The organism is Stenotrophomonas geniculata ATCC 19374 = JCM 13324, assembly GCF_001431625.1.
GTDB classification, from domain to species: Bacteria; Pseudomonadota; Gammaproteobacteria; order Xanthomonadales; family Xanthomonadaceae; genus Stenotrophomonas; species Stenotrophomonas geniculata.
On sequence record NZ_LLXT01000111.1, the window covers coordinates 1 to 25,143 of the forward strand.

Annotated in this window: 23 protein-coding genes; 17 read left to right on the forward strand and 6 right to left on the reverse strand. The window is 67.6% G+C overall.

Translation table 11 applies throughout. The annotated features are described in order from the left end of the window. Nucleotides 1–126: 126 nt before the first annotated feature. Together ARC63_RS12530 and gshB are read right to left on the reverse strand one after the other, a co-directional pair. Nucleotides 127–1,011: an energy transducer TonB family protein gene (locus tag ARC63_RS12530; RefSeq protein ID WP_010482701.1), complete on the reverse strand. Its 885-nt coding sequence runs from the start codon at nt 1,009–1,011 to the stop codon at nt 127–129. After that, entirely contained in the window at nt 1,011–1,958 is a 948-nt protein-coding gene (gshB, locus tag ARC63_RS12535) for a glutathione synthase (RefSeq protein WP_057503467.1), read from the reverse strand. Before gshB ends, ARC63_RS12530 begins: the two co-directional genes overlap by 1 nt. A 240-nt stretch (nt 1,959–2,198) precedes the next feature. Between gshB and pilG the strand changes: the two genes are divergently transcribed. The 7 genes from pilG to ARC63_RS12570 all read left to right on the forward strand — a co-directional run bounded on the left by pilG (nt 2,199) and on the right by ARC63_RS12570 (nt 14,170). Then, entirely contained in the window at nt 2,199–2,600 is a 402-nt protein-coding gene (gene pilG / locus ARC63_RS12540; RefSeq protein WP_005418455.1) for a twitching motility response regulator PilG, read from the forward strand. A gap of 18 nt (nt 2,601–2,618) precedes the next feature. Next, nucleotides 2,619–2,981, forward strand: coding sequence for a response regulator (locus ARC63_RS12545; protein WP_005410717.1), 363 nt, complete (start codon nt 2,619–2,621; stop codon nt 2,979–2,981). After that, nucleotides 2,981–3,511 carry a chemotaxis protein CheW gene (locus ARC63_RS12550; RefSeq protein ID WP_049431795.1) on the forward strand — a complete coding sequence of 177 codons (531 nt, stop codon included), beginning with the start codon at nt 2,981–2,983 and terminating at the stop codon, nt 3,509–3,511. The genes ARC63_RS12545 and ARC63_RS12550 overlap by 1 nt, the downstream gene beginning before the upstream one ends. A 41-nt stretch (nt 3,512–3,552) precedes the next feature. Continuing rightward, nucleotides 3,553–5,589, forward strand: coding sequence for a methyl-accepting chemotaxis protein (locus tag ARC63_RS12555; RefSeq protein ID WP_010482706.1), 2,037 nt, complete (start codon nt 3,553–3,555; stop codon nt 5,587–5,589). Nucleotides 5,590–5,689: 100 nt separating this feature from the next. After that, nucleotides 5,690–12,382, forward strand: coding sequence for an Hpt domain-containing protein (locus ARC63_RS12560; protein ID WP_057503468.1), 6,693 nt, complete (start codon nt 5,690–5,692; stop codon nt 12,380–12,382). After that, nucleotides 12,369–13,709 (forward strand): chemotaxis protein CheB, encoded by a 1,341-nt coding sequence (locus ARC63_RS12565; protein WP_057503469.1) that lies wholly within the window; start codon nt 12,369–12,371, stop codon nt 13,707–13,709. Before ARC63_RS12560 ends, ARC63_RS12565 begins: the two co-directional genes overlap by 14 nt. Next, on the forward strand, nt 13,706–14,170 hold the full coding sequence (locus tag ARC63_RS12570) for a chemotaxis protein CheW (protein WP_010482710.1): 465 nt from the start codon (nt 13,706–13,708) through the stop codon (nt 14,168–14,170). Before ARC63_RS12565 ends, ARC63_RS12570 begins: the two co-directional genes overlap by 4 nt. Nucleotides 14,171–14,382: 212 nt before the next feature. Here ARC63_RS12570 and ARC63_RS12575 read toward each other — a convergent pair whose 3' ends face one another. Next, nucleotides 14,383–15,120, reverse strand: coding sequence for a 16S rRNA (uracil(1498)-N(3))-methyltransferase (locus tag ARC63_RS12575; RefSeq protein ID WP_057503470.1), 738 nt, complete (start codon nt 15,118–15,120; stop codon nt 14,383–14,385). Then, nucleotides 15,111–16,502, reverse strand: a complete 1,392-nt coding sequence (gene bioA, locus ARC63_RS12580; protein WP_057503471.1) for an adenosylmethionine--8-amino-7-oxononanoate transaminase — start codon at nt 16,500–16,502, stop codon at nt 15,111–15,113. The genes ARC63_RS12575 and bioA overlap by 10 nt, the downstream gene beginning before the upstream one ends. A 77-nt stretch (nt 16,503–16,579) precedes the next feature. On the opposite strand from bioA, the gene nudE reads away from it, so the two are divergent. From nudE to gcvH, 9 genes are all read left to right on the forward strand, one after another. Beyond that, entirely contained in the window at nt 16,580–17,143 is a 564-nt protein-coding gene (nudE, locus tag ARC63_RS12585; protein ID WP_010482713.1) for an ADP compounds hydrolase NudE, read from the forward strand. Further along, nucleotides 17,140–17,943 carry a 3'(2'),5'-bisphosphate nucleotidase CysQ gene (gene cysQ / locus ARC63_RS12590; RefSeq protein WP_057503472.1) on the forward strand — a complete coding sequence of 268 codons (804 nt, stop codon included), beginning with the start codon at nt 17,140–17,142 and terminating at the stop codon, nt 17,941–17,943. The genes nudE and cysQ overlap by 4 nt, the downstream gene beginning before the upstream one ends. A 13-nt stretch (nt 17,944–17,956) precedes the next feature. Further along, complete coding sequence (mazG, locus tag ARC63_RS12595) at nt 17,957–18,796, forward strand: nucleoside triphosphate pyrophosphohydrolase (protein WP_049410658.1); 840 nt, start codon at nt 17,957–17,959, stop codon at nt 18,794–18,796. Next, nucleotides 18,793–19,122: a YnfA family protein gene (locus tag ARC63_RS12600; protein WP_010482716.1), complete on the forward strand. Its 330-nt coding sequence runs from the start codon at nt 18,793–18,795 to the stop codon at nt 19,120–19,122. The genes mazG and ARC63_RS12600 overlap by 4 nt, the downstream gene beginning before the upstream one ends. A gap of 160 nt (nt 19,123–19,282) precedes the next feature. Next, on the forward strand, nt 19,283–19,585 hold the full coding sequence (locus ARC63_RS12605; RefSeq protein ID WP_010482717.1) for an Mpo1-like protein: 303 nt from the start codon (nt 19,283–19,285) through the stop codon (nt 19,583–19,585). 66 nt (nt 19,586–19,651) lie between these two features. Next, nucleotides 19,652–20,611 (forward strand): SPFH domain-containing protein, encoded by a 960-nt coding sequence (locus ARC63_RS12610; RefSeq protein WP_005410704.1) that lies wholly within the window; start codon nt 19,652–19,654, stop codon nt 20,609–20,611. Between the two features lies 1 nt (nt 20,612). After that, nucleotides 20,613–21,056 (forward strand): NfeD family protein, encoded by a 444-nt coding sequence (locus tag ARC63_RS12615; protein WP_010482721.1) that lies wholly within the window; start codon nt 20,613–20,615, stop codon nt 21,054–21,056. A 144-nt stretch (nt 21,057–21,200) separates the two neighbouring features. Next, complete coding sequence (gene gcvT, locus ARC63_RS12620) at nt 21,201–22,313, forward strand: glycine cleavage system aminomethyltransferase GcvT (protein WP_010482722.1); 1,113 nt, start codon at nt 21,201–21,203, stop codon at nt 22,311–22,313. A 93-nt stretch (nt 22,314–22,406) separates the two neighbouring features. After that, a complete protein-coding gene (gcvH, locus tag ARC63_RS12625; protein WP_010482723.1) occupies nt 22,407–22,802 on the forward strand; it encodes a glycine cleavage system protein GcvH in 396 nt (131 codons plus the stop codon). 292 nt (nt 22,803–23,094) lie between these two features. On the opposite strand, the gene ARC63_RS23265 is transcribed toward gcvH, so the two are convergent. Continuing rightward, on the reverse strand, nt 23,095–23,394 hold the full coding sequence (locus ARC63_RS23265) for a hypothetical protein (RefSeq protein WP_125438507.1): 300 nt from the start codon (nt 23,392–23,394) through the stop codon (nt 23,095–23,097). Nucleotides 23,395–23,577: 183 nt separating this feature from the next. Here ARC63_RS23265 and ARC63_RS12630 point away from each other — a divergent pair, with 183 nt between their 5' ends. Further along, complete coding sequence (locus tag ARC63_RS12630) at nt 23,578–24,060, forward strand: hypothetical protein (protein WP_057503473.1); 483 nt, start codon at nt 23,578–23,580, stop codon at nt 24,058–24,060. Nucleotides 24,061–24,180: 120 nt separating this feature from the next. Here the strand turns inward: ARC63_RS12630 and ARC63_RS12635 are convergent, their stop codons facing one another. Then, a complete protein-coding gene (locus ARC63_RS12635) occupies nt 24,181–25,074 on the reverse strand; it encodes a LysR family transcriptional regulator (protein ID WP_057503474.1) in 894 nt (297 codons plus the stop codon). Nucleotides 25,075–25,143 lie beyond the last annotated feature (69 nt).

Here is a 25,143-nt window from a genome sequence, read left to right on the forward strand (position 1 = left end):
GGTTTACGGCGTGTCCTGCAAGCCCACACCGCCCCGCCAAGCCCAACATCCCGACCGCTGCTTTGGCTGTTGCCGTTGCTCTGGCTTTGCAGCGGGTCCCGGGCCGCAGGCCCGGGCAACGAACCCCTACCGGTCGTCGTGCAGGGTGCCGCCCGGCAGGAACACCCACGTGCGGGTGACCTGCAGGATGTCGATCTCGTCTTCGGTCTTCGGCAACGGCGGGAACGGCTGGGCCAGCTTCACCACCCGCAGTGCCGCCTCATCCAGCAGCGGCGTCCCGCTCGAACGCAGGATCCGGCTGCTCTCCACGCTGCCATCGCGGCGCACCCCCACGCTGATCACCACCTGGCCACCGAGGCGGCGCTGCCGGGCCTCGTCCGGGTAATTCAGATTGCCTACGCGCTCGGCGCGGTCGACCCAGGCACGCAGGTAATTGGCATAGGCATATTCGCGCGTGCTGGCCGACACGAACTTGCGGTTCGGGCGCTTGGCGTACTGCGCCGAGCGCAGATGCACTTCGGCAGCCAACCGCGCCATCTCCACATCGCGCTGCTCGCGCGCGCTCAGCGGTGCGTCCGGTTCGGGCTGATCCGGCGTGGGGCGGGACTGTGCCTGCGCCACCACCTCTTCGCCATTGCGGCTGCTGACCACCCGTGCCTGCGGCGGCGGAACCGGCGCGGCCGATTGCTGCTGCTGCGGCACCGGGCTCAGCCCGGACTGGGCCTGTGGGACGATGCCGGCCTGGTTGTCGCGTGGACGCTGTGCGCGGTCGTGTTCGCCACCGCCTTCCTGGTTGGCCGCGGCCAGGAAATCAGCCTGCTTCGGCGTCAGCGCGGTGCGGGTCTGGCTGAAGATCACTTCCAGCGTCGGCACCAGCGGTGCATCGCCCTTCACGGCAAAGCCCACGCCCAGGATCAGCAGGGCGTGGACCAGCACCGACAGCGCGATGGTCGCCCCCAGCCGTTGCGCTTCGCGCGGCGGCGGGGGCAGGACGGCAGGTGCGGACGGCATCAGCGCAGGCCGGCCTCGAGTGCGTCGAACAGGGTGCCGGCAATGTTCAGGCCGTACTGCGCGTCCAGTTCGCGCACGCAGGTCGGGCTGGTCACGTTGACCTCGGTCAGGTAATCACCGATCACGTCCAGGCCGACGAAGCGCATGCCGCGACGCTTCATCTCCGGGCCCACCTGGGCGGCGATCCAGCGGTCGCGCTCGCTCAGCGGGCGGCCTTCACCACGGCCGCCGGCGGCGAGGTTGCCGCGGAATTCGTCGCCCTGTGGGATGCGCGCCAGGCAGTAGTCGACCGGTTCGCCATCGACCAGCAGGATGCGCTTGTCGCCGGCGGTGATGTCGGGAATGAACTTCTGCGCCAGCGCCATCCTGTGGCCGCCGTCGGTCAGCGTTTCCAGAATCACGTTCAGGTTCGGATCGCCCTGGCCGCTGCGGAAGATCGAGCGGCCGCCCATGCCGTCCAGCGGCTTCAGCACGGCCTGGCCATGCTCCAGCGCGAAGGCCTTCAACGCCTTGGCGTCGCGGCTGACCAGGGTCGGCGGGCAGCACTGCGGGAACAGCAGGGCGGCCAGCTTCTCGTTGTAGTCGCGCAGGCCCTGCGGGTTGTTGACCACGCAGGCGCCGGCCGCTGCGGCCACGTCCAGCACCTGGGTGTCGTAGACGTATTCGGCGTCGACCGGCGGATCCTTGCGCATCAGCACGATCTGGCCGGGGCCGAATGCGGTGCGGCTGAATGCGCCCAGCTCATACCAGCCGGCCGGGTCATCGCGCACCTGCAGCGGCGCGGTCTGGGCCACCGCTACGCCGCCCTCCAGGGCCAGGCCGCCCGGGCGCACGTAGTGCAGGGCATGGCCGCGGCGCTGGGCTTCCAGCAGCATGGCGAAGGTGGTGTCCTTGGCGATCTTGATGTGGGCGATGGGGTCCATCACCACGATGACGTTCAACGGCATGGGCGCACCTGTCAGGCAAGGCGTTGATGGTAGCGGCAACGCCGCCCGCGCGCCTCCCCGCCGTACTGCAACGCAGCGTCCGCCCGGCGCCCGCGCACGCATTGCGAAACCCGTCACGTTCAGGAGGGTGCCATGCCCCGCGCCAAGGGGCGGCCTTGAAGCGGGCGCGGAAAGTGCGATATAGATACGCTTTCGTAGCGGCCCCCGCCAGAGATCGGGCCGTGCGCTTGGGGATAGGCAATGACTGAAAACACGACTGCGGGCGGGGAACTCGCAGGACTCCGGGTGATGGTCATCGATGATTCGAAGACCATCCGCAGGACTGCGGAAACGCTGCTCAAGCGCGAAGGCTGCGAGGTGGTCACCGCCACCGACGGCTTCGAAGCGCTTGCGAAGATCGCAGACCAGCAACCGCAGATCATCTTCGTCGACATCATGATGCCGCGCCTGGATGGGTACCAGACCTGTGCGCTGATCAAGGGCAACCAGCTGTTCAAGGCGACCCCGGTCATCATGCTCTCGTCCAAGGATGGCCTGTTCGACAAGGCGCGGGGACGCATCGTCGGCTCGGAGCAATACCTGACGAAGCCTTTCACGCGTGAAGAACTGCTGGGTGCCATCCGCACATACGTCAACGCCTGACCAGGGGGGAAAGGCACAATGGCTCGTATCGTTCTGATCGAGGATTCACCGACCGACCGTGCGGTGTTCACCCAGTGGCTGCGCCGTGCCGGCCACGAGGTGCTGGAAGCGGACAACGCCGAGGATGGACTGCAGCTGGTCCGCGACCAGGTGCCGCAGCTGGTGCTGATGGACGTGGTCCTGCCTGGCATGAGCGGCTTCCAGGCCACCCGCGCGATGGCCCGTGATGCAGCGATCAAGCACATCCCGGTGATCATCGTCAGCACCAAGGCGATGGAAACCGACAAGGCCTGGGGCCTGCGCCAGGGCGCGGCCGACTACATCGTCAAGCCGCCGCGCGAGGATGAACTGATCGCGCGGATCAACGAGCTGGTGGCCTGATGCGCTCGCCCTTCGACATCCTCGAAGCCTACGAACGGCGCAGCCTGGCCCACGCGGTGCAGCTGCCCGAGCGGCAGTTCGCGCAGGACCTCTGGCGTGGCGTGGGTTACCGCGTCGGCCAGCGCCGGCTGGTGTCCGATTTCCGCGAGGTGGTGGAAATCGTGCCGATGCCGCCGGTCACCCCGGTACCGTGCGCGCAGCCATGGCTGCTGGGCGTGGGCAACCTGCGCGGCAACCTGTTCCCGGTGGTCGACCTGAAGTACTTCCTGGAAGGCACGCGTACCGTGCAGCAGGAAGGCCAGCGCGTGCTGATCATGCGCCAGGCCGGCGGCGACGTCGCGCTGACCATCGATGAGCTGTTCGGCCAGCGCAGTTTCGAACTGGACCAGCAGATCGAAGCCGGCATGCTGGCCGAAGGGCGTTACGGCCACTTCGTCGATCGCGCCTTCCACGCCGACGGCCACGACTGGGGCGTGTTCTCGCTCTCGCTGCTGTCGCGTACCCCTGAATTCCGGCAAGCCGCGGCCTGAGGCCGGGCAACGCCCCCTGCATTGAAGATCGAGGTTGAACGATGAGTACTGCTTCGGACGCCACCAAGACCGGCAAGCTGCGGCTGGGCGGCAGCAACCTCTGGCTGTTCCTGCTGCTGGCATCGATGATCCTGTTCGGCGTCAACACCGGCGTCGCCACCTGGCAGGGCAGTCGCCTGGCCGATGCCGGGTCCAAGGCGGCCGACCTGCAGGTGCTGTCACAGCAGCTGGCCAACCAAGGCCGTGACGCGGTGGGCGGCAACGCGCAGGCGTTCACCGCCTTCAAGGCCACCCGCAACGCGATCGAACAGAACGTGTCGACCCTGCAGGGGCGCTACGGCAAGGAACCGGGCGTGTCCGGTGCGATCGCCACCCTGGGCGAAACCTGGGCGCCGCTGGGCAAGCAGGCCGGGCAGCTGGTCGCCAGTGAACCGGCGGTGCTGGCCCTGGCCGGCAACGCCAACAACTTCACCGGCGCCGTGCCGGGGCTACAGGCCCAGCTGAACGAGCTGGTGCGTGCGATGTCCGCTTCCGGCGCCCCGTCGTCGCAGGTGTACAGCGCCCTGCAGCAGGTGGTGGTGGCCGGCTCCATGGCCCGCCGCGTGACGGAAATGCGTGCCGGTGGCAGCGCCGCTGCCACCTCGGGGGATGCACTGGCCCGCGACATCACCGTGTTCTCGCAGGTGCTCGACGGCCTGCGCAACGGCAACGAGGAACTGGGCATCACCGCCGTGCGCGGTGCTGCCGCCGTGGCCGCGCTGGAGCAGTCGCAGCAGAAGTGGGAAGCGATGAAGCAGGACGCCGACGCGATCCTGGCCAGCTCGCGCCAGCTGTTCGCCGCGCAGTCGGCGGCCACCGCACTGGGCCAGGGTTCTGCGCACATGCTGGACGACAGCCGCAAGCTGTTCGAGGCGTTCTCCTCGTTCGGTTCGGTGTCCGATACCCGCCTGTTCCCGAATTTCTGGATTGGCGTGGTGTCCGGCGCGCTGTCGCTGATCGCGATCATCGGTTTCGTCTCCACCAACGTGCGCAGCCGTTCGCGCGAGCAGGAACTGCGCTACCAGACCCAGGTGGAGTTCAACAGCCGCAACCAGCAGGCGATCATGCGGCTGCTGGACGAAATTTCCTCGCTGGGTGAGGGCGACCTGACGGTGAAGGCCTCGGTGACCGAGGACATGACCGGCGCCATCGCCGACGCGATCAACTACGCCGTCGACGAGCTGCGCCACCTGGTGACCACCATCAACGACACCTCGGCCAAGGTCGCGCTGTCCACCCAGGAAACCCAGGCCACCGCCATGCAGCTGGCAGAGGCGGCGGGCCACCAGGCCAACCAGATCACTTCGGCGTCGGACCGCATCGGCGAAATCGCGGCGAGCATCGAACAGGTGTCGCGCAACTCGGCTGAGTCGGCCGACGTGGCACAGCGCTCGGTGGTGATCGCCGCCGAGGGTGCCGGCGTGGTGCGCGAGACCATCCAGGGCATGGACCAGATCCGCGACCAGATCCAGGAAACCTCCAAGCGTATCAAGCGCCTGGGCGAGTCGTCGCAGGAAATCGGCTCGATCGTGGAACTGATCAACGACATTTCCGAGCAGACCAACATCCTGGCGTTGAACGCGGCGGTGCAGGCGGCCTCGGCCGGTGAAGCCGGCCGTGGTTTCGCGGTCGTGGCGGACGAAGTGCAGCGCCTGGCAGAACGTACCTCCGGCGCGACCCGACGCATCGAGAACCTGGTGCAGGCCATCCAGGCCGACACCAATGAAGCGGTCACGTCGATGGAACAGACCACCGCCGAGGTGGTGTCCGGTGCACGCCTGGCCGAGGACGCTGGCACCGCGCTGACCGAAATCGAGCGCGTGTCCAATGCACTGAACACCCTCATCAAGAACATCTCCATCGCCGCCCAGCAGCAGTCGGCCGCGGCCTCGGACATCACCCGCACCATGGGCGTGATCCGGCAGATCACCGGCCAGACCTCGCAGGGTGCCGGGCAGACCGCCGAATCGATCGGCCACCTCGCGCAGCTGGCGGCCGACCTGCGTCGTTCGGTCGCCGACTTCAAGCTGCCGGCGTGACGCGGGCAGGGCGGCGAGCAAGGAACCAGTCGATGAAGCATTTCCATTCCCCACGCCAGAACTCGCGCGGCTTCCGCGCGGCGGCGAACGGAGCGCGTCCATGAGCAGTCTGCGCGATGCGATGAGCCACGCAGCGCTGGGTTGGGTCAAGCCTGAGCTGGACGAGACCCTGCGCCAGGTGCGCAACGAGGTCGAGTACTACGCGGAAGACCCGGCCGATGCCAGCCGCATGCGCATCTGCGCCGGCTACCTGCACCAGGTGCAGGGCACCCTGCGCATGGTCGAACTGTATGCCCCGGCGATGGTGGCCGAGGAGCTTGAACAGCTGGCCAATGCCATCGGCGCTGGGGGTGTGGCCGATCGGGATGAAGCCTGCGCGACCCTGATGCGTGGCAGCGTGCTGCTGCCCGACTACCTGGAGCGCCTGCAGAACGGGCATCGCGACATCCCGATCGTGCTGATGCCGCTGCTCAACGAGATCCGTGCCGCACGTGGCGAAGAAGGCGTGCATGACAGCGTACTGCTGGCATTCGCACCGGACAGCGTCACCGCCACCGAGGCCGAGCTGGACCATGCCCGCGGCAGTCTGAGCGGGCGCAACCGCGAGCTGCTCGATACCGTGGGCAGCGCAGTGAAGGAAGAACTGCTGCGCATCAAGGATGCGCTGGACCTGCACCTGCGTACCGGCGGTGCGCCGGAGCAGCTGCAGACCCAGGCCGACGAGCTCGGTGCGGTGGCCGATACGCTGGGCATGATGGGCCTGGGCGTTGCCCGCGGCGTGGTCGTGCAGCAGCGTGATGCACTGCGTGGCGTGGTCGAAGGGCGCCAGCAGATCGACGAGAACCTGCTGCTGGATATCGCCGGGGCACTGCTGTACGTGGATGCCTCGCTGGATGACCAGGTTGCTCATCTGGGCGCCGGCGGCAGTGGCGAGGACGATCCGAGCGCGGTGGAGAACCGCCGCACGGTTGAGGTGCTGGCGCATGAGGCCATCGCCAACTTCGCCGCCGCGCGCGAGCACTTCGTCGCGTTCATTGAAACCAGCTGGAACCATGCCGAGCTGCAGGACGTGCCGCGCCTGCTGGGCGATGTCTCCGGCGCGCTGCGCATGCTGGATCTGGGCACGGCTGCCGATTACCTGCGCGGTGTGCAGCAGTACATCGAAGCCGAGCTGATCGGTCGCCAGCGCGTGCCCAGTGGCCGTCAGCTGGACACCCTGGCCGATGCCATGGCCAGCCTGGAGTACTACCTCGAAGCACTGCGCGACCGCCGCCCGGGCCGCGAGGACATTCTCGACATCACCCGCAGCAGCCTTGAAGCGCTGCGCTACTGGCCGTTGCCGGATCGCAACGCGGTGGAACCGGTTGCCGCCGCGCCGATTCCGTTCGCATCGCTGCTGATCGAACGCGAGCCGGTCGCGCTGCAGGCCGAGCCGTTGCAGCCGGAGCGCATCGAGATTCCGGTGCAGCCGGCCGCGCCCGCCGCCGGCACTGTGCCGGTGCCGCTGCCGGACTTTACCTTTGATCCGCCACCGGCCACGCCTGCACCGGAGGTGGTGGACAACAGCCTGATGTTCGGTGCGCTGGGGACCGTTGCATCCGCACCGCTGTCGCTGCAGGATGACGCAGATGCGCCCTTGGTCTTCGCCGCCTCCAGCGCGCCTGCACCCGACGTGCCGCAATGGGATCTCGCACCGTTCCATTCCGACTCCGATCCGGCCGCGAGTGCCGAAGACGAGCGCAGTCCGACCTTCGCCAGCTTCGACCCGGTCAGTTTCGAACGGGTCGAAACCGGAGTGGGATCGGCGCCGCAGTGGACACTGTCGGAGGCAGCGCCGCCGGCAGTGGCCGATGCGGCCGTGATGGCTGTCGAGGGCGACGCCGACGCCTCGGTGCCCTTCGACACCGCTGGTTTTGCCGCGCCGGTGTTCGACCCGGTCGCTGCCGAGCACGATGCGGTTGCCGCCGGCGAGGACGTGGTATTCCGTTTCGACGGCGATGCACTGGACAATGCCGACGACGTGCTGTCGCTGCACGCGATGGAGACGCTGTCGCTGGACGACGACGCCGGATTGCATCCGTCGCTGGAGATCGTCGATGCCGCCACGCCCCTGCGGGTAGACGAAAGCCCTGTGGTTGCCGGAGTGGACGCCGTTCCGGCGGGTGTGCCGGAGGACGTGCCCGCGCCGATGACCGAGATGCTGACGCCGGCCTCCGGTGCACCGGCACCGGCGGTGTCGGTGATTGATATCGACACCATCGCACCCATCGATTTCAGCGAAGCCGACGCGCAGTTCTTTGCCGAGCTGAGCGCTGCGGCGGCCGACTTCAATCCGCAGGCCATGGCGGCTCCGCCCGCTGCGGACATCCCGGTCGTGGCTGGGACCGAGGCCGGCTTCGAGGCCGGCTTCGACGACGATGCCGAGAACATCGACGAGGACATCCGCGAGGTGTTCCTGGAAGAGTTCGACGACGAGCTGACCAACCTTGGCACGCTGCTGCCGGCATGGCGTGTGCAGCTGGACAACATGGACCGGCTGCGGCCGATCCGGCGCATCTTCCACACCCTCAAGGGCAGTGGCCGCCTGGTGGGGGCGCGCACCCTGGGCGAGTTCGCCTGGAAGATCGAAGGCATGCTCAACCGCGTGCTTGATGGCAGTCGCCCGGCCACTCCGGCCGTGCTGGCGATGGTCGATAACGCACATGCCGCGCTGCCGCAGCTGAACGCCGCGCTGCGCCATGGCCAGCGCATCAGCGTGGACCTGCAGGCGATGCAGGCCATCGCCGATCGTGTCGGCGCCGGTGAGGAAACCTATTACGTGCCGCTGCCGGTAGCGGCCGCACCGGTGGCCGAGGCCGAAGGCGAGGACGAGATCAGCCGCATCCTGGCGGCCGAAGCCATCGCGTCGGTGCAGGACGAAGCCGAGCCGGTGCCCGAGGCCGTGGGCACGCCAGCCAACATCGACAGCGTGCTGCGCGAGATCCTCGAAGCCGAAGTGGAAGTCCACCAGGCCACCCTGCAGGATTGGCTGCGCTCGGCGCAGCAGGCACCGCAGCCGGTCAGCGACGCGCTGCTGCGCGCAGTGCACACCATGAACGGCGCCTTCGCGATGACCGAAGTGCCGGAAATCACGGCGGTTACCGGCGGTGCCGAGTCCTACATCAAGCGCGCGCTGGCCGCCGACGTGGTGCCTGGCGACGAAGGCGTTGCCGCACTGGATGCGACTGCGCAGGCGATCACCGCGACCATGGAGGCGCTGCAGGCCGAACAGCCGCGCATTGTTTCGCAGGGCGCGTTGGTGCAGCGGCTGCAGGCGTTGGCCGGCGAGCTGCCGGAAGCACGCTGGCCGCTGTTCGCGCTGGAAGACGAGGATGAGGAGGGCGTCGAGCTGGCGGCTGATGTCGAGCCGGCATCCGAAGCCGAAGCGCCGCTGGCTGGGCTGGACGCGCTGGACGAAACCGGCATGCCGTCCGCTTTCGATGCGGAGCCCGATCTCATTGCCGAGCCGCAACTGCTTGCCGAAGATGCGCTGGAACCGGTTCCAGCTGCAGCCGAGCCGCAGCCGCTGGATGTCGCGGCCGACAGCGGCCTGGACGTGGGCGAGCTGACCGCCAGCGACGATCTTTCGCGTTACTTCGACGCCGGCTGGGCGTCGGTGCCAGGCGAAGATGAACCTGCCGTGGCGGACATCGGCACGATTGAATCGATCCAGCCGGTCGAGAGTGCGCCTGTTGTCGAAGTGGCCGACGCAGATGCCGTGCCCACGATCGCGACGGTCGAAGACGCTGATCTGACCATGGCCGACGATCTGTCGCCGTACCTCGACGCCAGTGCGCTGCCGGTGGATGACCGTGACGCGGAAGAGCTGCCGGTGTCTGCGGATGTTGACGCGATCGACCTGAATACGTCGCTGTCATTTGATTCGGGCCGTGGCGATGACCGCGTCATTGACGACGCTGCTGCACTGCCACTCGACAGCGGGCTGTCGAGCCTGCAGGATGAAATGGCTGTGCCGGGTTTTGCAGAACCGGTCACGCTGGCAGCCGCGCTCGAGGCCGGCCTGCACGTGATCGAGGAAGAGCAGACCCTGGACGACGACGGGCAATGGCCCGTGATCGGCCTCCAGGCCAGCGAACTCGCGCCGGGCGAGGCAGATGCCTTTGCCGAGGATGCGGACGTCGGCGGGGAGGCGGCGGTCGGTGAAGGAGAGAGCGCCGATCAGCCGTCCCCGGCGACGGTGATTGAGGAGATCACCGCGGAGTCCCCGCAGGGCAGCGCTGCTGCGGTGCGCTTCTTCGAGATGGAAGAGGCGCCGGGCCAGGGCATGGTTGAAGCCGATGCCGACGCCGATGCCGAGATTGCAGAGGCCGACGTCACGCCCCGTGCGCCGCACCTCGAGCAGGCGCCTGATGCGGCCGATGCCGAAGACGGCGCCGACGCACTTGACTTCAGCGTGTACGACCGCGAGCTGGTCGATATCTTTGTCGATGAAGGCAAGGACCTGCTCGACCACTGTGATGGCCTGATCAGCGAACTGCGCGATGCACCGCAGGATCGCGAGGTGCTGGCCGGCCTGCAGCGTGACCTGCACACCCTCAAGGGGGGCGCGCGCATGGCCGGCATCAACGCCATCGGCGATCTCGGCCACAGCATCGAATCGCTGCTGGAAGCCGTCGCCGCCGGTCGCACCGAGATCGAGCGCCGTGATGTGCAGCTGCTGGAGCGTGGCTTCGATCGCCTGCACCAGCTGCTCACCCGCACCGGTGATCATCGCGTGGTGGAACCGGCGCAGGACCTGGTCGACGCGTTCGAAGTGCGTACCACCACCGATATCGCTGCGGCAGCGGCGGCCAACGTGGCGAGCGTCGCAGAAACCGACTCGGCACCGGTCGCCAGCCCGGCTCCGGCACTGCTCGATGCGCCGTTGTCGGCACCGCTGCCGGCAGAAGGCGTGGTCGATGAAGATCCGCTGGCGCGTCCGCAGCAGGAGCAGGTGCGCGTGCGCGCCGACCTGCTCGACCGCCTGGTCAACCATGCCGGTGAAGTGGCGATCTACCGCTCGCGGCTTGAACAGCAGCTCGGTGCCTTCCGTGGTGCCATGGGCGAACTGGAGCGCACCAATGCGCGACTGCGCGACCAGCTGCGCCGACTCGACCTGGAAACCGAGGCGCAGATCGTCGCCCGCTACCAGCGCGAACAGGACCAGGCCGACCAGAAATTCGATCCGCTGGAACTGGACCGCTTCTCCACCCTGCAGCAGCTCAGCCGTGCGCTGAACGAGTCGGCGGCCGACCTGGGGGGCCTGCAGGGCGTGCTTGACGATCTGTCGCGCCAGTACGATTCGCTGCTGCAGCAGCAATCGCGCGTCAGCTCCGAGCTGCAGGATGGCCTGATGCGCGCGCGCATGGTGCCGTTCGACGGCCTGGTGCCGCGCCTGCGCCGCGTGGTCCGCCAGTCCGGCATGGATACCGGCAAGCAGGTCCACCTGACCCTGGAAGGTACCCACGGCGAACTGGACCGCAACGTCCTCGACCGCATGGTCGCGCCGCTGGAACACATGCTGCGCAACTCCGTGGCCCATGGCCTGGAGGCGCCGGAGCAGCGCCGCGCCGCCGGCAAGCCGGAGGAGGGCGAGATCGCCATCCGCCTGCACCGCGAAGGTTCGGAAATCGTGCTGGAAGTGGCCGATGACGGCGCCGGCCTGGATCGCGAAGCGATCCGCCGCCGCGCCATCGACCGCGGCCTGCTGGCCGCCGATGCGCAGCCGAACGAGCAGGAGCTGGACAACCTGATCTTCGCGTCCGGCTTCACCACCGCCGATCAGGTCAGCCAGCTGGCCGGCCGCGGCGTGGGCATGGACGTGGTGCGCAACGAAGTGCGCCAGCTCGGCGGTTCGGTCGACATCCAGTCGGTGCGGGGCCAGGGCGTGCGCTTCACCCTGCGCCTGCCGCAGACGCTGGCCGTCACCCAGGCGGTGTTCGTGCAGATCGGCGAAACCACCTTTGCGGTGCCGGTCGCCTCGGTCAGTGGCATCGGCCGCCTGTCGCGTGAGCGTTTCGAAGCGGCCGACAGCAGCTATCGCTACAGCGGCGAGGACTATCCGCTGTACGACCTCGGCAGCCTGGTCGGGCAGGCTCCGGCGCGTGCCGACGGCCAGGACCAGGTGCCGCTGCTGCTGGTCCGCGCCGGCGACCTGCGTGCCGCCGTGGCGATCGACCAGGTGCTGGGCAACCGCGAAATCGTGGTCAAGCCGGTCGGCTTGCAGATCGCATCGGTGCCGGGCATCTACGGCGCGACCATCACCGGCGATGGCCGAGTGGTGGTGATCCTGGACGTGGCGCCGCTGGTGCGCCGCTTCCTCGCCAATCCGACACTGCCGGTACTGGCCAATGCGCCGCGCCAGGAGCGCCAGGTGCCGCTGGTGATGGTGGTGGACGACTCCCTGACCATGCGCAAGGTCACCGGCCGCATCCTCGAACGCCACAATTTCGAGGTCAGCGTTGCCCGCGACGGCGTGGAGGCGCTGGAACGCCTGGAAGAGCGCGTGCCGGACCTGATGCTGCTGGATATCGAGATGCCGCGCATGGATGGCTACGAGCTGGCCACCGCGATGCGCGCCGACCCGCGCTACAAGGATGTGCCGATCGTGATGATCACCTCGCGCAGCGGCGACAAGCACCGCCAGCGCGCCTTCGAGATCGGTGTCCAGCGTTACCTGGGCAAGCCGTACCAGGAACTGGACCTGATGCGTAACGTGTACGACCTGCTGGGGATCGCCCGTGTCCGTGAGTGAAACCCAAACGGCTCCGGCCGTTGCCCTGCTGGCCCGCCCCGGCGCGGCGCGTGAGCGCCTGTGCGAGGCGTTGTCGCACGCCGATGTACAGCTGGTGCTGGAAGATGATCCCAATACGCTGGAGGTGCGGGTCCTGCAGGAGGCGCGCCCGCAGTTCGTGGTGATCGCGCTGGAGGCCGCCATCGAGGATGCATTGGAGCGCCTGGAAGCGGTGCTGTCCGCACCGGGCCTGACCCTGGTCTTCGACGAGGCCGAGCTGGCCGCACGTCGTGATGGCTGGGAGGCTCAGCGCTGGGGCCGTCATCTGGCCGCCAAGCTGCATGGCCACCAGCAGGTGTTGCCGCCGGGGGCCGAAGAAGAACCCGGCCTGCAGCTGGAGCCGGGCCACCCGGCACCACCGCCGGCGCCGCAGGAAGAAGCGTTGCAGCCGCACCTGGACCAGGCATTGAGCTGGGCCGACGAGGTCCCTGCTGACAGCCTGTACTCGCCGCCCGCGCAGCTGCACGAACCGATCGCGCTGGAACAGGCGCTGGCGGCGTTGCAGCCGGTCGTGCCCGAGCCGCTGGAGCCGCCCGCACTGCCATCGCTGGCAGAGACCGCGCCCGCAGCAGCGCCCCTGCCGCCGGTCTCCTTCGACCACACCGCCTGGTCCCTGGTCGAAGACGGGGCCGATGCCCCGGCCGCCGCTCCGCACCACGCTGCCGTGGAGGCATCGCTGCCTTCCTTCGATACCGGTCATCTGAGCCTGGTCGACCTGGATGCCGCAGCGCCCGTGGGCGCACGCGCCGGATCGCTGCTGGTGCTGGCCGGCATCGGTGGCCCGGACGCGTTGCGTCGCCTGCTCGGCGCGCTGCCGTCTTCGCTGAGCGTGCCGGTCCTGGTGCACATGCGCCTGGATGGCGGACGCTACGGCAACCTGGTCAAGCAGATGGCACGCGTGTCGCCGTTGCCGGTGCAGCTGGCCGAAGCCGGCCAGCGTGCAACACCCGGTGAAGTGCACGTGCTGGCCGATGACATTGGCGTGCAGGCAGCCAGTGACGGCCTGCATTTCGTCAGCGACGCGCAGGGTATTTCGATTGCCGCGCTGCCGGCTGACCACACTGCGCTGGTCCTGCTCAGCGGTGCCGATCTTGCGCATGTTGGTCCGGCGCTGGATCTGGCCGCCGCCGGCGCCTGGGTGGCCGGGCAGGTCGGCGAGGGCTGCTATGACCCTGCCGCAGCCACGGCGGTGGTCGCCGCTGGCATGGTGGCGGGTGAGCCACAGGAACTGGCGCAGGCCATCGCCTCGCGCTGGGGCTCGGAAGACGATAACGGAGAGGCACCATGAGCTACGCCAGCAATGACGAAATCCGCGGCGTCCTGATCCAGGCCGGCAACGAGCGCGTACTGCTGCCCAATGCCACCGTGGCCGAAATGATGTCGCGCGTGCCGGTGCAGCCGGTCTCCGATGCGCCGCGCTGGCTGGTTGGCGAAATCGGCTGGCACGGCTGGCAGGTGCCGCTGGTGTCGTTCGCACGCCTTTCGGGGCTGGGCGAAGAGGCGGTGGCCGGCCACAACAAAGTGGTGGTGCTGAAGGCCCTGAGCGGCAACGCGCAGCGCCCCTACTATGCGCTGCTGACGCAGAATTTCCCGCAGCTGATCTCGGTGCCGCGCGACGGCCTGCTGGCCGACGCCTCCGAAGAAACCCTGCCGCAGATCGTGCACATGCGCGTGCTGCTGGGTGAGCAGAGCGCGCTGTTGCCGAACCTGGACGCACTGGAAGCCGCCCTGGATTCACTGGCGGCCTGATCTACCAAACGGTAGTGCCGGCTGCCGACCGGCACCGAGCCGAGCATGGCTCGGCTCTACAAGGAAACTGCAATCTGGCGCGGGCACTGTAGAGCCGAGCCTGCGCTCGGCTGCTGCCCTGAACGCGCTGGTCGCGGTAGTGCCGGCCGCTGGCCGGCAACCTCATGATCCCGTGGATGCCGGCCAGCGGTCGGCACCACAACGAATCAGCCTTATCCCAGATCGCCCAACCGCGCCTGCAGTGCCGCGATCGCGGCCAGCCCCGCGGTTTCCGTGCGCAGGATGCGCGGGCCCAGCTGCAGCCCCTGGAAGCCTGCCGCCGCCAGTTGATCGCGGTCGCGCGGCGACCAGCCGCCTTCCGGGCCGATCGCGATCACGATGCCGCCTGCCGGAGCGGCCGCCAGCGTCGACAGGCGATGGGCACCCAGCGGGTCCAGCGTCAGCCGCAGCGTATCGGCCGGCAGCGTTGCCGCAGCCTGCGCCAGTGACAGTGGCGAGCCCACCTGCGGAATGCGCGCGCGCCCGGATTGGCCGCAGGCCGAGGTCACCACGTTGTTCCAGTGCGCCACGCGCTTCTCCGCTCGAGCTGCATCAAGCTTCACCTCAGTGCGCTCGGCGTTGACCGGAATGATCGCCGCCACGCCCAGTTCGGTGGCCTTCTGCAGGATCAGGTCCATCTTCTCGCCGCGCGCGATGCCCTGCAGCAGGGTGATCGCCAGTGGCGATTCATTCTTGATGGCCTGCACGGCGTCGATGCGTACCTGCACCTCGCGTTTGCCGGCCACCGTCAGCGTCGCGCTGTAGTCGTGGCCATCGCCGTTGAACAGGACGCAGGTATCGCCTTCGCGCAGGCGCATCACCCGCACCAGGTGGTTGGCCGTCTCTTCCGGCAGGGTCACGGTCTGGCCGCTGTGCAGCGCCAGGTCGATGGGGCAGCGGGTCACGCGCATGCAATCGCCTCGTCAATCGCCGCCAGTGTGGTATGTGCCAGCAGCTCCAGTTGTTCGTCGTCCACGCAGTAGGGTGGCATCCAGTACAGCACGTCGCCTAGCGGGCGCAGCACCACGCCGCGCTTCAAGGCGGCCTTGTAGGCGTGCAGGCCCAGCCGCATGGCCGGGTCGAACGGCGTGCGCTTGTTACCGTCGCGCGACAGCTCGAAGGCCACCACCATGCCGGCCTGGCGCACGTCGGCCACGTGCGGATGGTCGTTGAACGGTGCCGCCAGCGTACCCATCACGGAAGCGATGCTGCGGTTGCGGGCGATCACATCGTCGTCGCGGAAGATGTCCAGCGTCGCCAGCGCGGCCGCGCAGGCCAGCGGGTTGCCGGTGTAGCTGTGCGAGTGCAGGAACGCGCGCTCGCGCGAGTCGTCAAGGAAGGCGTCGTACAGCGCCTGCGTGGCCAGCACCGCGGCCAGCGGCAGGAAGCCGCCGGTCAGGCCCTTGGACAGGCACATCAGGTCCGGCATCACCCCGGCCTGTTCGCAGGCGAACAGGGTGCCGGTGCGGCCGAAGCCGGTGGCGATCTCGTCGGCGATCATGAACGCGCCATGCGCATCACACAGTTCGCGCACGCGCTGCAGGTACACCGGATCGTGCATGCGCATGCCGCCGGCACACTGCAGGCGCGGTTCCAGGATCACCGCGCAGATCTCGCCCGGATGCTGGTCGAACAGGGTGGCCAGGCCGTCGGCAGCCTGCCGCGCGCGGTCGGCCGCGCTCTGGCCGGGTTCGGCCAGGTAGGCATCGGGCGACGGCGCGAACAGCGCTTCGGCCAGCAGCGGCGCATAGACGCGGCGATACAGCGGGATGTCACCCAGCGCCAGCGCGCCCAGGGTCTCGCCGTGGTAGCCGTTCTCCAGTGCGATGAAACGCGTACGCCGCGATTCCCCACGGTTCTGGAAATACTGGAAGGCCATCTTCAGGGCCGCTTCCACGCCGGCCGAGCCGTTGTCGGCGTAGAACACCTTGGCCAACGGCTCGCGGCCGGGCTGGCGTGGCGCCAGCGCCAGCAGGCGTTCGGCCAGGGTAATGGCCGGCTCATGGCCGAAGCCGGCCAGCATCACCTGTTCCAGCTGCGTCGCCTGGGCGGCGATGGCGCCACCGATGCGCGGTTCGGCATGGCCGAACAGGTTGGTCCACCAGCTGCTGACCGCATCCAGATAGCGGTTGCCATCGTGGTCGATCAGCCAGGCACCTTCGCCACGGGCGATCGGCACCAGCGGCAGGGTGTCCGGATGCTCGCGCATCTGCGTGCAGGGGTGCCACAGCACCTGCAGGTCGCGCTGCCGCCAATGGTGGGCCAGCGGGGAGGGGGTTGGGTCTGCTAGCATTTCGGGCTCATGAACATGTTGCTGCCTGCACATTCTATCGGCCCCGGCGCAGGCGCCGGCCGCCGCGGAGATTCCGCATGAACGATGACCGTGCCGGCCGTCGCTTGCCGATCATCCATCGGATCACCGATGAGGAGAACGGTCCCTTCCAGCGCCAGCACCTGGACCTGGAGTTCTCCAACGGCGAACGCCGCCGCTTCGAGCGCCTGGTCAGCCGTGGCCATGGTGCGGTGGTGGTGGTGCCGATGCTCGACGACGAGACCGTGCTGCTGGTACGTGAATACGCCGCAGGCATGCACCGCTACGAACTGGGCCTGGTCAAGGGCCGGATCGATGCCGGCGAGACTCCCGAGCAGGCTGCGGACCGCGAACTGAAGGAAGAGGCCGGTTACGGTGCGCGCCGGGTCGACGTGCTGCGCGCAATGACCCTTGCCCCGACCTATATGAGCCACCAGTCGTGGCTGGTGGTGGCGCGCGACCTGTACCCGGAAAAGCTGGCCGGCGACGAGCCGGAAGAACTGGAAGTTGTCCCGTGGAAGCTGGCCGAGCTGGACCAGCTGATGCTGCGTGAGGACTTCTCCGAGGGACGCTCGCTGGCGGCGCTGTTCATCGCCCGCCAGTGGCTGCAGGGATTGCGATGATCAAACTGACCACGGACCTGCGCGAGACCGCCATCGCCATCGCCCAGGAAGCCGGACAGGCCATCATGCAGGTCTATGCCGATGGCTTCGAGGTGCAGATCAAGGACGACAACAGCCCGGTCACCAGTGCCGACCTGGCGGCCAACCAGGTCATTGAACAGGGCCTGCAGCAGCTGACCCCGGACCTGCCGATCCTGTCCGAGGAATCGGCGCAGGTGGGCTGGGAGCAGCGCCGCCACTGGGGGGCCTACTGGCTGGTCGACCCGCTCGACGGCACCCGCGAGTTCGTCAAGCGCAACGGCGAGTTCAGCGTCAACATCGCGTTGATCTACCAGGGCGCACCGGCTTTCGGCGTGGTGCTGGCCCCGGTCACCGGCATCGTCTGGCATGCCATGCGCGGCGAGTTGGCCTATCGCCGGCAGGGCCTGCACGACACCGTGCTGCGCACCCGTACACCGGCCACCGCACCGTTGCGGGTTGCCGCCAGCCGTTCGCACCGCTCACCGGAGACCGAGGCGCTGCTGGCGAGGATGGGCCGCATCGAGACCATCGCGCAGGGCTCGTCGCTGAAATTCTGCCGGATCGCCGAAGGTGGCCTGGATGTCTATCCGCGGCTGGGTTCGACCTCCGAATGGGATACCGCTGCCGGCCAGTGCGTGCTGCACGCCGCCGGTGGTGCGGTACTGTCGGCCGCGACCGGCAAGCCGTTCCGCTACAACCGCCGCGAGACCCTGTTGAACGGCGATTTCATTGCCCTTGGTGATACCAGCCTGCCATGGCGTGACTGGTTGTCCGATTGACCCTGGAGGCCGCATGAGCGCGCACGACACCCCCACCACCGGCAGCGCCGCAAGCAACGAACTGGAGCGCCTGCTGGCGATCATGGCGCGCCTGCGCGATCCGCAGGGCGGCTGCCCGTGGGACCTGGAGCAGAACTTCGCGACCATCGCGCCGTACACCATCGAGGAAGCCTACGAGGTGGCCGATGCGATCGACCGCGGCGACCTCGACGACCTGTGCGACGAGCTGGGCGACCTGTTGCTGCAGGTGGTGTTCCATGCGCGCATGGCCGAAGAGCAGGGCAGCTTCGCCTTCGCAGACGTGGCCCGCGCGATCAGCGACAAGATGCAGCGCCGCCACCCGCACGTGTTCGCCGAGGTCAGTGTCGATGATGCCGACGGGGTAATGCGTAACTGGGAGGCGATCAAACGGGCCGAGCGCGCCGCCAAGGGCGAGCAGGACACCTCCGCGCTGGCCGGCATCTCGCGCGGCCTGCCGGAATGGCAGCGGGCAGTGAAGCTGCAGTCGCGCGCGGCCAAGGTCGGCTTCGACTGGCCGGGCCCGATGCCGGTGCTGGACAAGGCGGCCGAGGAACTGCAGGAGCTGCGCGAGGAGTTCGAGCGCGGCGATATCGCCGGCAACAAGGCGCGCCTGCAGGAAGAACTGGGCGACCTGCTGTTCGTCTGCGCCAACCTGGCGCGCCACGCCGATATCGATCTGGGTGCAGCGCTGCGCGGGGCCAACCACAAGTTCGAACGTCGCTTTCGTGCGATGGAAGCGCAGGCCGATGCGCAGGGTGGGGCGCTGGCTGCGATGGACCTGGAGGCGCAGGAAGCGCTCTGGCAGCACGCCAAGGCGGCGGAGAAGGCGTGAAGACACTCGGCCTGTTTCTGCTGACCGCGCTGGCCGAGATCGTCGGCTGCTACCTGCCGTGGCTTTGGCTGCGCAAGGGCGGCAGCATCTGGCTGCTGCTGCCGGCGGCCGCCAGCCTGGCCCTGTTTGCCTGGCTGTTGACCCTGCATCCGACCGCCAGTGGTCGGGTCTATGCCGCCTACGGTGGCGTCTACATCGGCACCGCGCTGTTCTGGCTGTGGCTGGTCGATGGCATCCGTCCCAGCCGCTGGGACCTGTTCGGCGCCGCGCTGTGCCTGGCCGGCATGGCGGTGATCATGTTCGGGCCGCGCACCTCATCGGTGTAGGTCCGGGCAAGGCGGTTCTGTAGAGCCGAGCCCACGCTCGGCTGCTCTTCTTTCCGACCGCGCTGGCACGCGCAAGCCGAGCATGGTTCGGTGCTGCAAGGCAGCGCAGCGCCCCCCGAAAGGCGCATGATGGGCCTGACCATGGCTCCGGAGCATGCGCATGTCCCGCTTCGCCAGCTTCCGCGAGTTCTATCCGTTCTACCTCAGCGAGCACCGCCATCCGGTGTCGCGCCGGCTGCACTTCGTCGGTAGCTGCGGGGTGCTGCTGCTGGTTGCGGCGGCGATCCTGCGCGGCCAACCCATCCTTGTGCTGGCCGCCCTGTTCTGCGGTTACAGCTTCGCCTGGGTCGGCCATTTCTTTTTCGAGAAGAACCGCCCGGCCACCTTCCAGCACCCGCTGTACTCGTTCATGGGCGACTGGGTGATGTTCGCCGACATCCTGCGCGGGCGCGTGCCCTGGTAGCTCCGCTGTGAATGCGGCCTTCACGCGCTATGCTGGGGCCTGGACGTCATCGATAAGGAAAGCAAGATGTTCCCGACCATGTTCTTTACCGTGGTACTGGCCTTCGTGGCCGTGGTGATCCTGTTCAAGGCGGTACGGATGGTGCCCCAGGGCTACGAATGGACCGTCGAGCGCTTCGGGCGCTACACGCATACCATGACCCCCGGCCTGCATTTCCTGATCCCGATCGTGTACGGGGTGGGGCGCAAGGTGAACATGATGGAGCAGGTGCTGGATGTGCCCAGCCAGGAAGTGATCACCAAGGACAACGCCGCCGTGCGCGTGGACGGCGTGGTGTTCTTCCAAGTACTGGATGCTGCCAAGGCCGCCTATGAGGTGGCCAACCTGGAAGTGGCGATGATCGCCCTGGTGCAGACCAACATCCGTACCGTGATCGGTTCGATGGACCTGGACGAATCGCTCAGCCAGCGCGAGGTGATCAATGCCCAGCTGCTGAGCGTGGTCGACCATGCCACCAATCCCTGGGGCGTGAAGGTCAACCGCATCGAGATCCGCGACATCCAGCCGCCGCGGGATCTGCTGGACGCGATGGCGCGGCAGATGAAGGCCGAGCGCGAAAAGCGCGCGCAGATCCTCGAGGCAGAGGGTTCACGCCAGTCGGAGATCCTGCGCGCCGATGGCGAAAAGCAGGCCACCGTGCTGGAGGCCGAAGGCCGCCGCGAAGCTGCGTTCCGTGATGCCGAGGCACGCGAGCGCCTGGCCGAGGCCGAAGCGATGGCGACTAAGGTGGTGTCGGCGGCGATTGCCGAGGGTGACGTGCAGGCGATCAACTACTTTGTTGCGCAGAAGTACGTGGAAGCGTTCAAGGAACTGGCCAGTTCGCCGAACCAGAAGCTGGTGCTGATGCCGATGGAGGCCAGTGGTGTGATCGGTTCGATCGCGGGCGTGGCCGAACTGGCGAAGCAGGCGCTGGCCAGCCAGGACAACAAGGCCGCCGGCAAGCGGCCGCCGCCGCTCGGAGGCTGACATGCGCTGGGAAGTCGTCGGTTGGGGCGCGTTGGCGCTGCTGCTGTTCGCGGCCGAAGCGCTGGCGCCGGGTGCGTTCATGCTGTGGATCGGCATTGGCGCGGCGGCGGTGTTCGTACTGGTTGCGGTGTTCAGTGACATTCCGCTGTTGTGGCAGGTGATCGCTTTCGTCCTGCTGAGTGTGGTCTCGATCCAGTGCTACCGGCGCTGGGGGCGGCCGCGGGCACGGCCCAGCGATGCGCCGTTGCTCAACCGCCGCGCCGAGCAGCTGGTCGGCCGGGAGGTGGTACTGCAGCAGGGCATCGTCGGTGGCCAGGGACGGGTCAGCATTGACGATGCGTCCTGGCAGGTGAGCGGTCCGGAGCTGCCTGCGGGCACGTGGGTGCGGGTGCGCAGCGTGCAGGGCACGGTGCTGGTGGTCGAGGACGCGGGCCGCCCCCTGTAGAGCCGAGTCCACGCTCGGCTCCCACACGAAGAGCAGCCGGGCATGGGCTCGGCTCTACAGCTCCGGCGCTGCGCTGCGGCACGCCTGCGGGCGACCGATCTGGGATAATGGGGATTCTTGTTTCCTCTGCTGCCGGACCCGGTCATGACCCAGAAGACGCTGCTCAACGATACCCACCGCGCCCTTGGCGCCAAGATGGTCGATTTCGGGGGTTGGGACATGCCCATCCACTACGGCTCGCAGCTGGACGAGCACCACCAGGTGCGTCGCGAGTCCGGTGTGTTCGACGTCAGCCACATGACGGTGGTCGACCTGCGCGGTGAGCAGGTCAAGCCGTTCCTGCGCCGCCTGCTGGCCAACTCGGTCGACAAGCTGAAGGTGACCGGCAAGGCGCTGTACTCGTGCATGCTGAACCCGCGCGGCGGCGTCATCGACGACCTGATCGTCTACTACCTGGGCGACGATTTCTTCCGCATGGTGGTCAATGCCTCCACCCGCGAGAAGGACCTGGCCTGGCTGCGCGAGCAGGCTGCGCCGTTCGGCGTCACCGTCGAGCAGCGCCCGGACCTGGCCATCCTGGCCGTGCAGGGACCGCAGGCGCGCGACATCGTGATCGGCCTGGCGCGTGATGCGGACCGTCAGGCGCTGACCAAGCTGGGCCGTTTCGCCGCCCTGCAGGTGCAGTCCGATGACGGCGTCGAACTGTTCGTCGCCCGTACCGGTTACACCGGCGAAGACGGTTTCGAGATCCTGCTGCCGCAGGACGCCGTGGTCGCGTTCTGGAACCGCCTGCTGGCGGCGGGCGTGAAGCCGGCCGGCCTCGGCGCACGCGACACGCTGCGCCTGGAAGCCGGCATGAACCTGTACGGCCAGGACATGGACGAAGAGATCAGCCCGTACGAAGCGGCGCTGGCCTGGACCGTGTCGCTGGACGAAGGCCGCGACTTCATCGGCCGCGACGTGCTGGAAGCGCAGAAGGCCGCCGGCACCGCACGCCAGATGATCGGCCTGGTGATGGACGAGAAGGGCGTGCTGCGCCACGGCCAGGCGGTGACCACCGCGGGCGGCCAGGGCGAGATCCTGTCCGGCACCTTCTCGCCGACCCTGGCCAAGGGCATCGCCTTCGCCCGCGTACCGGCCGGTGAACTCGGCGAGGTCACCGTCGACATCCGCGGCCGGCAGGTACCGGTACGCGTGGTCAAGTTCCCGTTCGTGCGCGAAGGCCAGGCCCAGCCCGGCGTGCTCGCCGACGCCTGATCCGAAACTGCCGATCGTCACTGACAGCAGTGGCGGCCGGTTGGTTACACTAGCCCCGTTTTTTCCACCCCTGCATATCTCTGGAGCAGTCCCATGAGCGAGATCCCCGGCGACCTCAAGTTCCTCAAGTCCCATGAGTGGGCCCGTGTCGAAGGCAATGGCCGTGTCACCGTCGGTATTTCCGACCACGCCCAAGGCCTGCTGGGTGACCTGGTCTACGTCGAACTGCCGGAAGTCGGTGCCGACGCCAAGGCTGGCGAGCAGATCGCCGTTGTCGAGTCGGTGAAGGCCGCCTCGGACGTCTACAGCCCGATCAGCGGCAAGGTCGTCGAGGTCAACTCGGCGCTGTCCGACAAGCCGGAAACCATCAATGAAGATGCCTACGGCGAAGGCTGGATGTTCGTGGTCGAACTGACCAACGCCGAAGAGCTCAACGAACTGCTGGATCCGGACGCGTATGCCGAAGCCCTGGAAAACGACGACCACTGAGTCGTCACTTCCGGGTTCTGGAACGGCCACCTTCGGGTGGCCGTTTTTGTTTTGGCGAGTGCGTCGGACTCATGACGGCGGGTTCGCTTTGCACCCTCGGCGTGGCATCAGCCGACAGACGAACGGTGCCGATCGGCGTGCGCAGTTTTGCGCAAATCCGCGTTTCCGCCCTGCGCCGAAGCGATCAGATGTGAAAACTTTTCGCCCCCCGTTGCGGCCCCGTTGTGCTGGCGTTGGCGACGGTGCCGGTGACCATCGGCGATGCACGTGCGCTGTTGTCCAGAACATGTGCCTATCTGCGCAGAGTGCTTATTTCAAGTGTTTTTTGTTCAGAGAGCGCATCGACGTCGTCGCATGCGACGCGCGTGCGCGCCGCTTCAATGGTCGTTGCAGGGCGCGCACGGCGGTGGCGCGGGCGGCGTCCGGGCTGGCGCGGATGTGAAAATTTTTCGCGGGGGTTGTTGACAGTAAAAAAAACCGTGATTAGGTTTCGCCTCAGCAGACCTTGCCTGCCCAACCGAGTGCGCAGAATCAATCGTCCGATGCGAAGCAGCCCCTTCAAGACCACCGCGACCCTGATGACGGTGGACATGGCCCCGCTTCCCCCGGAGAAATGCAAGGCAACTCCCGTTCCGATGTCCGCTCCGCCGATCGAGGCGGGCATTGCCGCATCCGTAACGGCGCGCCTGACGCGCCGGCGGTCCCCGCACGCAGCATCCGCGGGTTTGATCCAACTGGGCGTTTCAACTCCCTATCACTGACGAGGAGCCATCCCATGGCAACCAAGAAAGCTGCGAAGAAGAAGCCCGCCGCCAAGAAAGCGGTGAAGAAGGTCGCGAAGAAGGCTGCTGCCAAGAAGGCAGTGAAGAAGGTCGCGAAGAAGGCGACCGCCAAGAAGGCAGTGAAGAAGGCGGCGAAGAAGGTCGCCAAGAAGGCCACTGCGAAGAAGGCGGCGAAGAAGGTAGCCAAGAAGTCCACTGCCAAGAAGGCCGTCAAGAAGACCGCCAAGAAGGCCACCAAGAAGACTGCCAAGAAGGCAACGGCCCGCAAGCCGGCCAAGAAGGTCGCGAAGAAGGCGACTGCCAAGAAGGCCGTCAAGAAGACCGCCAAGAAGGCAGTAAAGAAGACCGCGAAGAAGGCCACCAAGAAGGCTGCCCCGAAGAAGGCAGCGAAGAAGGTTGCCAAGCGCAAGCCGGCCGCCCGCAAGAAGAAGGCCGCTCCGGTCGCTCTGCCGGCAACCCCGGCGCCGCTGATCTAAGTACTTCCCGATAGCCGTATCCTGAAACCCCCTTCCCTGGCTGCCCAGCGGGGAGGGGGTTTTTTTATGGAGCGGTTTGTAGCGTCGGGCCATGCCCGACGGCTTTTCTGACGGACGACGCTAGCGGTGCGGCGCCGGTGGAAAGCGCTCCGCCAGGAAGTCCAGGAAGCTGCGCAGGCGGGTCGAGTGGTAGCGATCGTGGGCGTAGACCACGTGCATCGGCCGACCGGTCTGGCCATGCTCCGGGAACAGCTGCACCAGGCGTCCGGCGTCGACGTCGGCAGCCAGCAGCAGTGCCGACTGCAGCACGATGCCCAGCCCATGCAGCGCCGCCGTGCGCAGTGCTTCGCCGTTGTTGATCTGCAGCCGGCCGTCGGGCACACGCTCAAGCCCGCCAGCATCGACCTGCAGCCACTGCGCCAGTGCGCTGGGTTCGAAGGACAGGCATTGGTGCCGGGCAAGCGCCTGCAGGTCGGAGGGCGTACCGTGCCGGGCGAGGTATCCGGGCGATGCGCACATCATCAAGCGATACGGTGCCAGCGCACGCGCCACCAGCATGCTGCTGTCGGCCAGCGTGCCGATGCGCAGCGCCGCTTCGAAACCCTCCTCGGCGAGGTCGACCACGCGGTCGGTCAGCGTGGCTTCGACCCGGACCTCCGGATGGCGCGCCATGTACTCGGCCAGTGCCGGTACCAGCGCATGCGTGCCGAAGATCACCGGCGCACTGATGCGCAGCGTACCCGCCGGTGCCAGCTGCTGGTGCTGCGCCTGCGCATCGGTTTCTTCCACCAGGCGCAGGATCTCCCGGCAGCGGGTGTAGTAGTCCTCGCCGAAGGGCGTCATATGCTGGCGCCGGGTGGTACGGCTCAACAACTGCATGCCCAACCGTGCCTCCAATGCGCGCAGATGCTTGCCGGCCATCGTCGCGGAGATATCCATCGCCGCCGCCGCTGCACTGAGGCTGCCCTTGTCCACGATCAGCACGTAGACCTGCATGCTTTCCAGCACGTTCATCTGACACTCCGGGTGTTGAATGCTGAAACCTGCGCGGAGTTTATCAATCAGGGGTGATCAAACAGCATG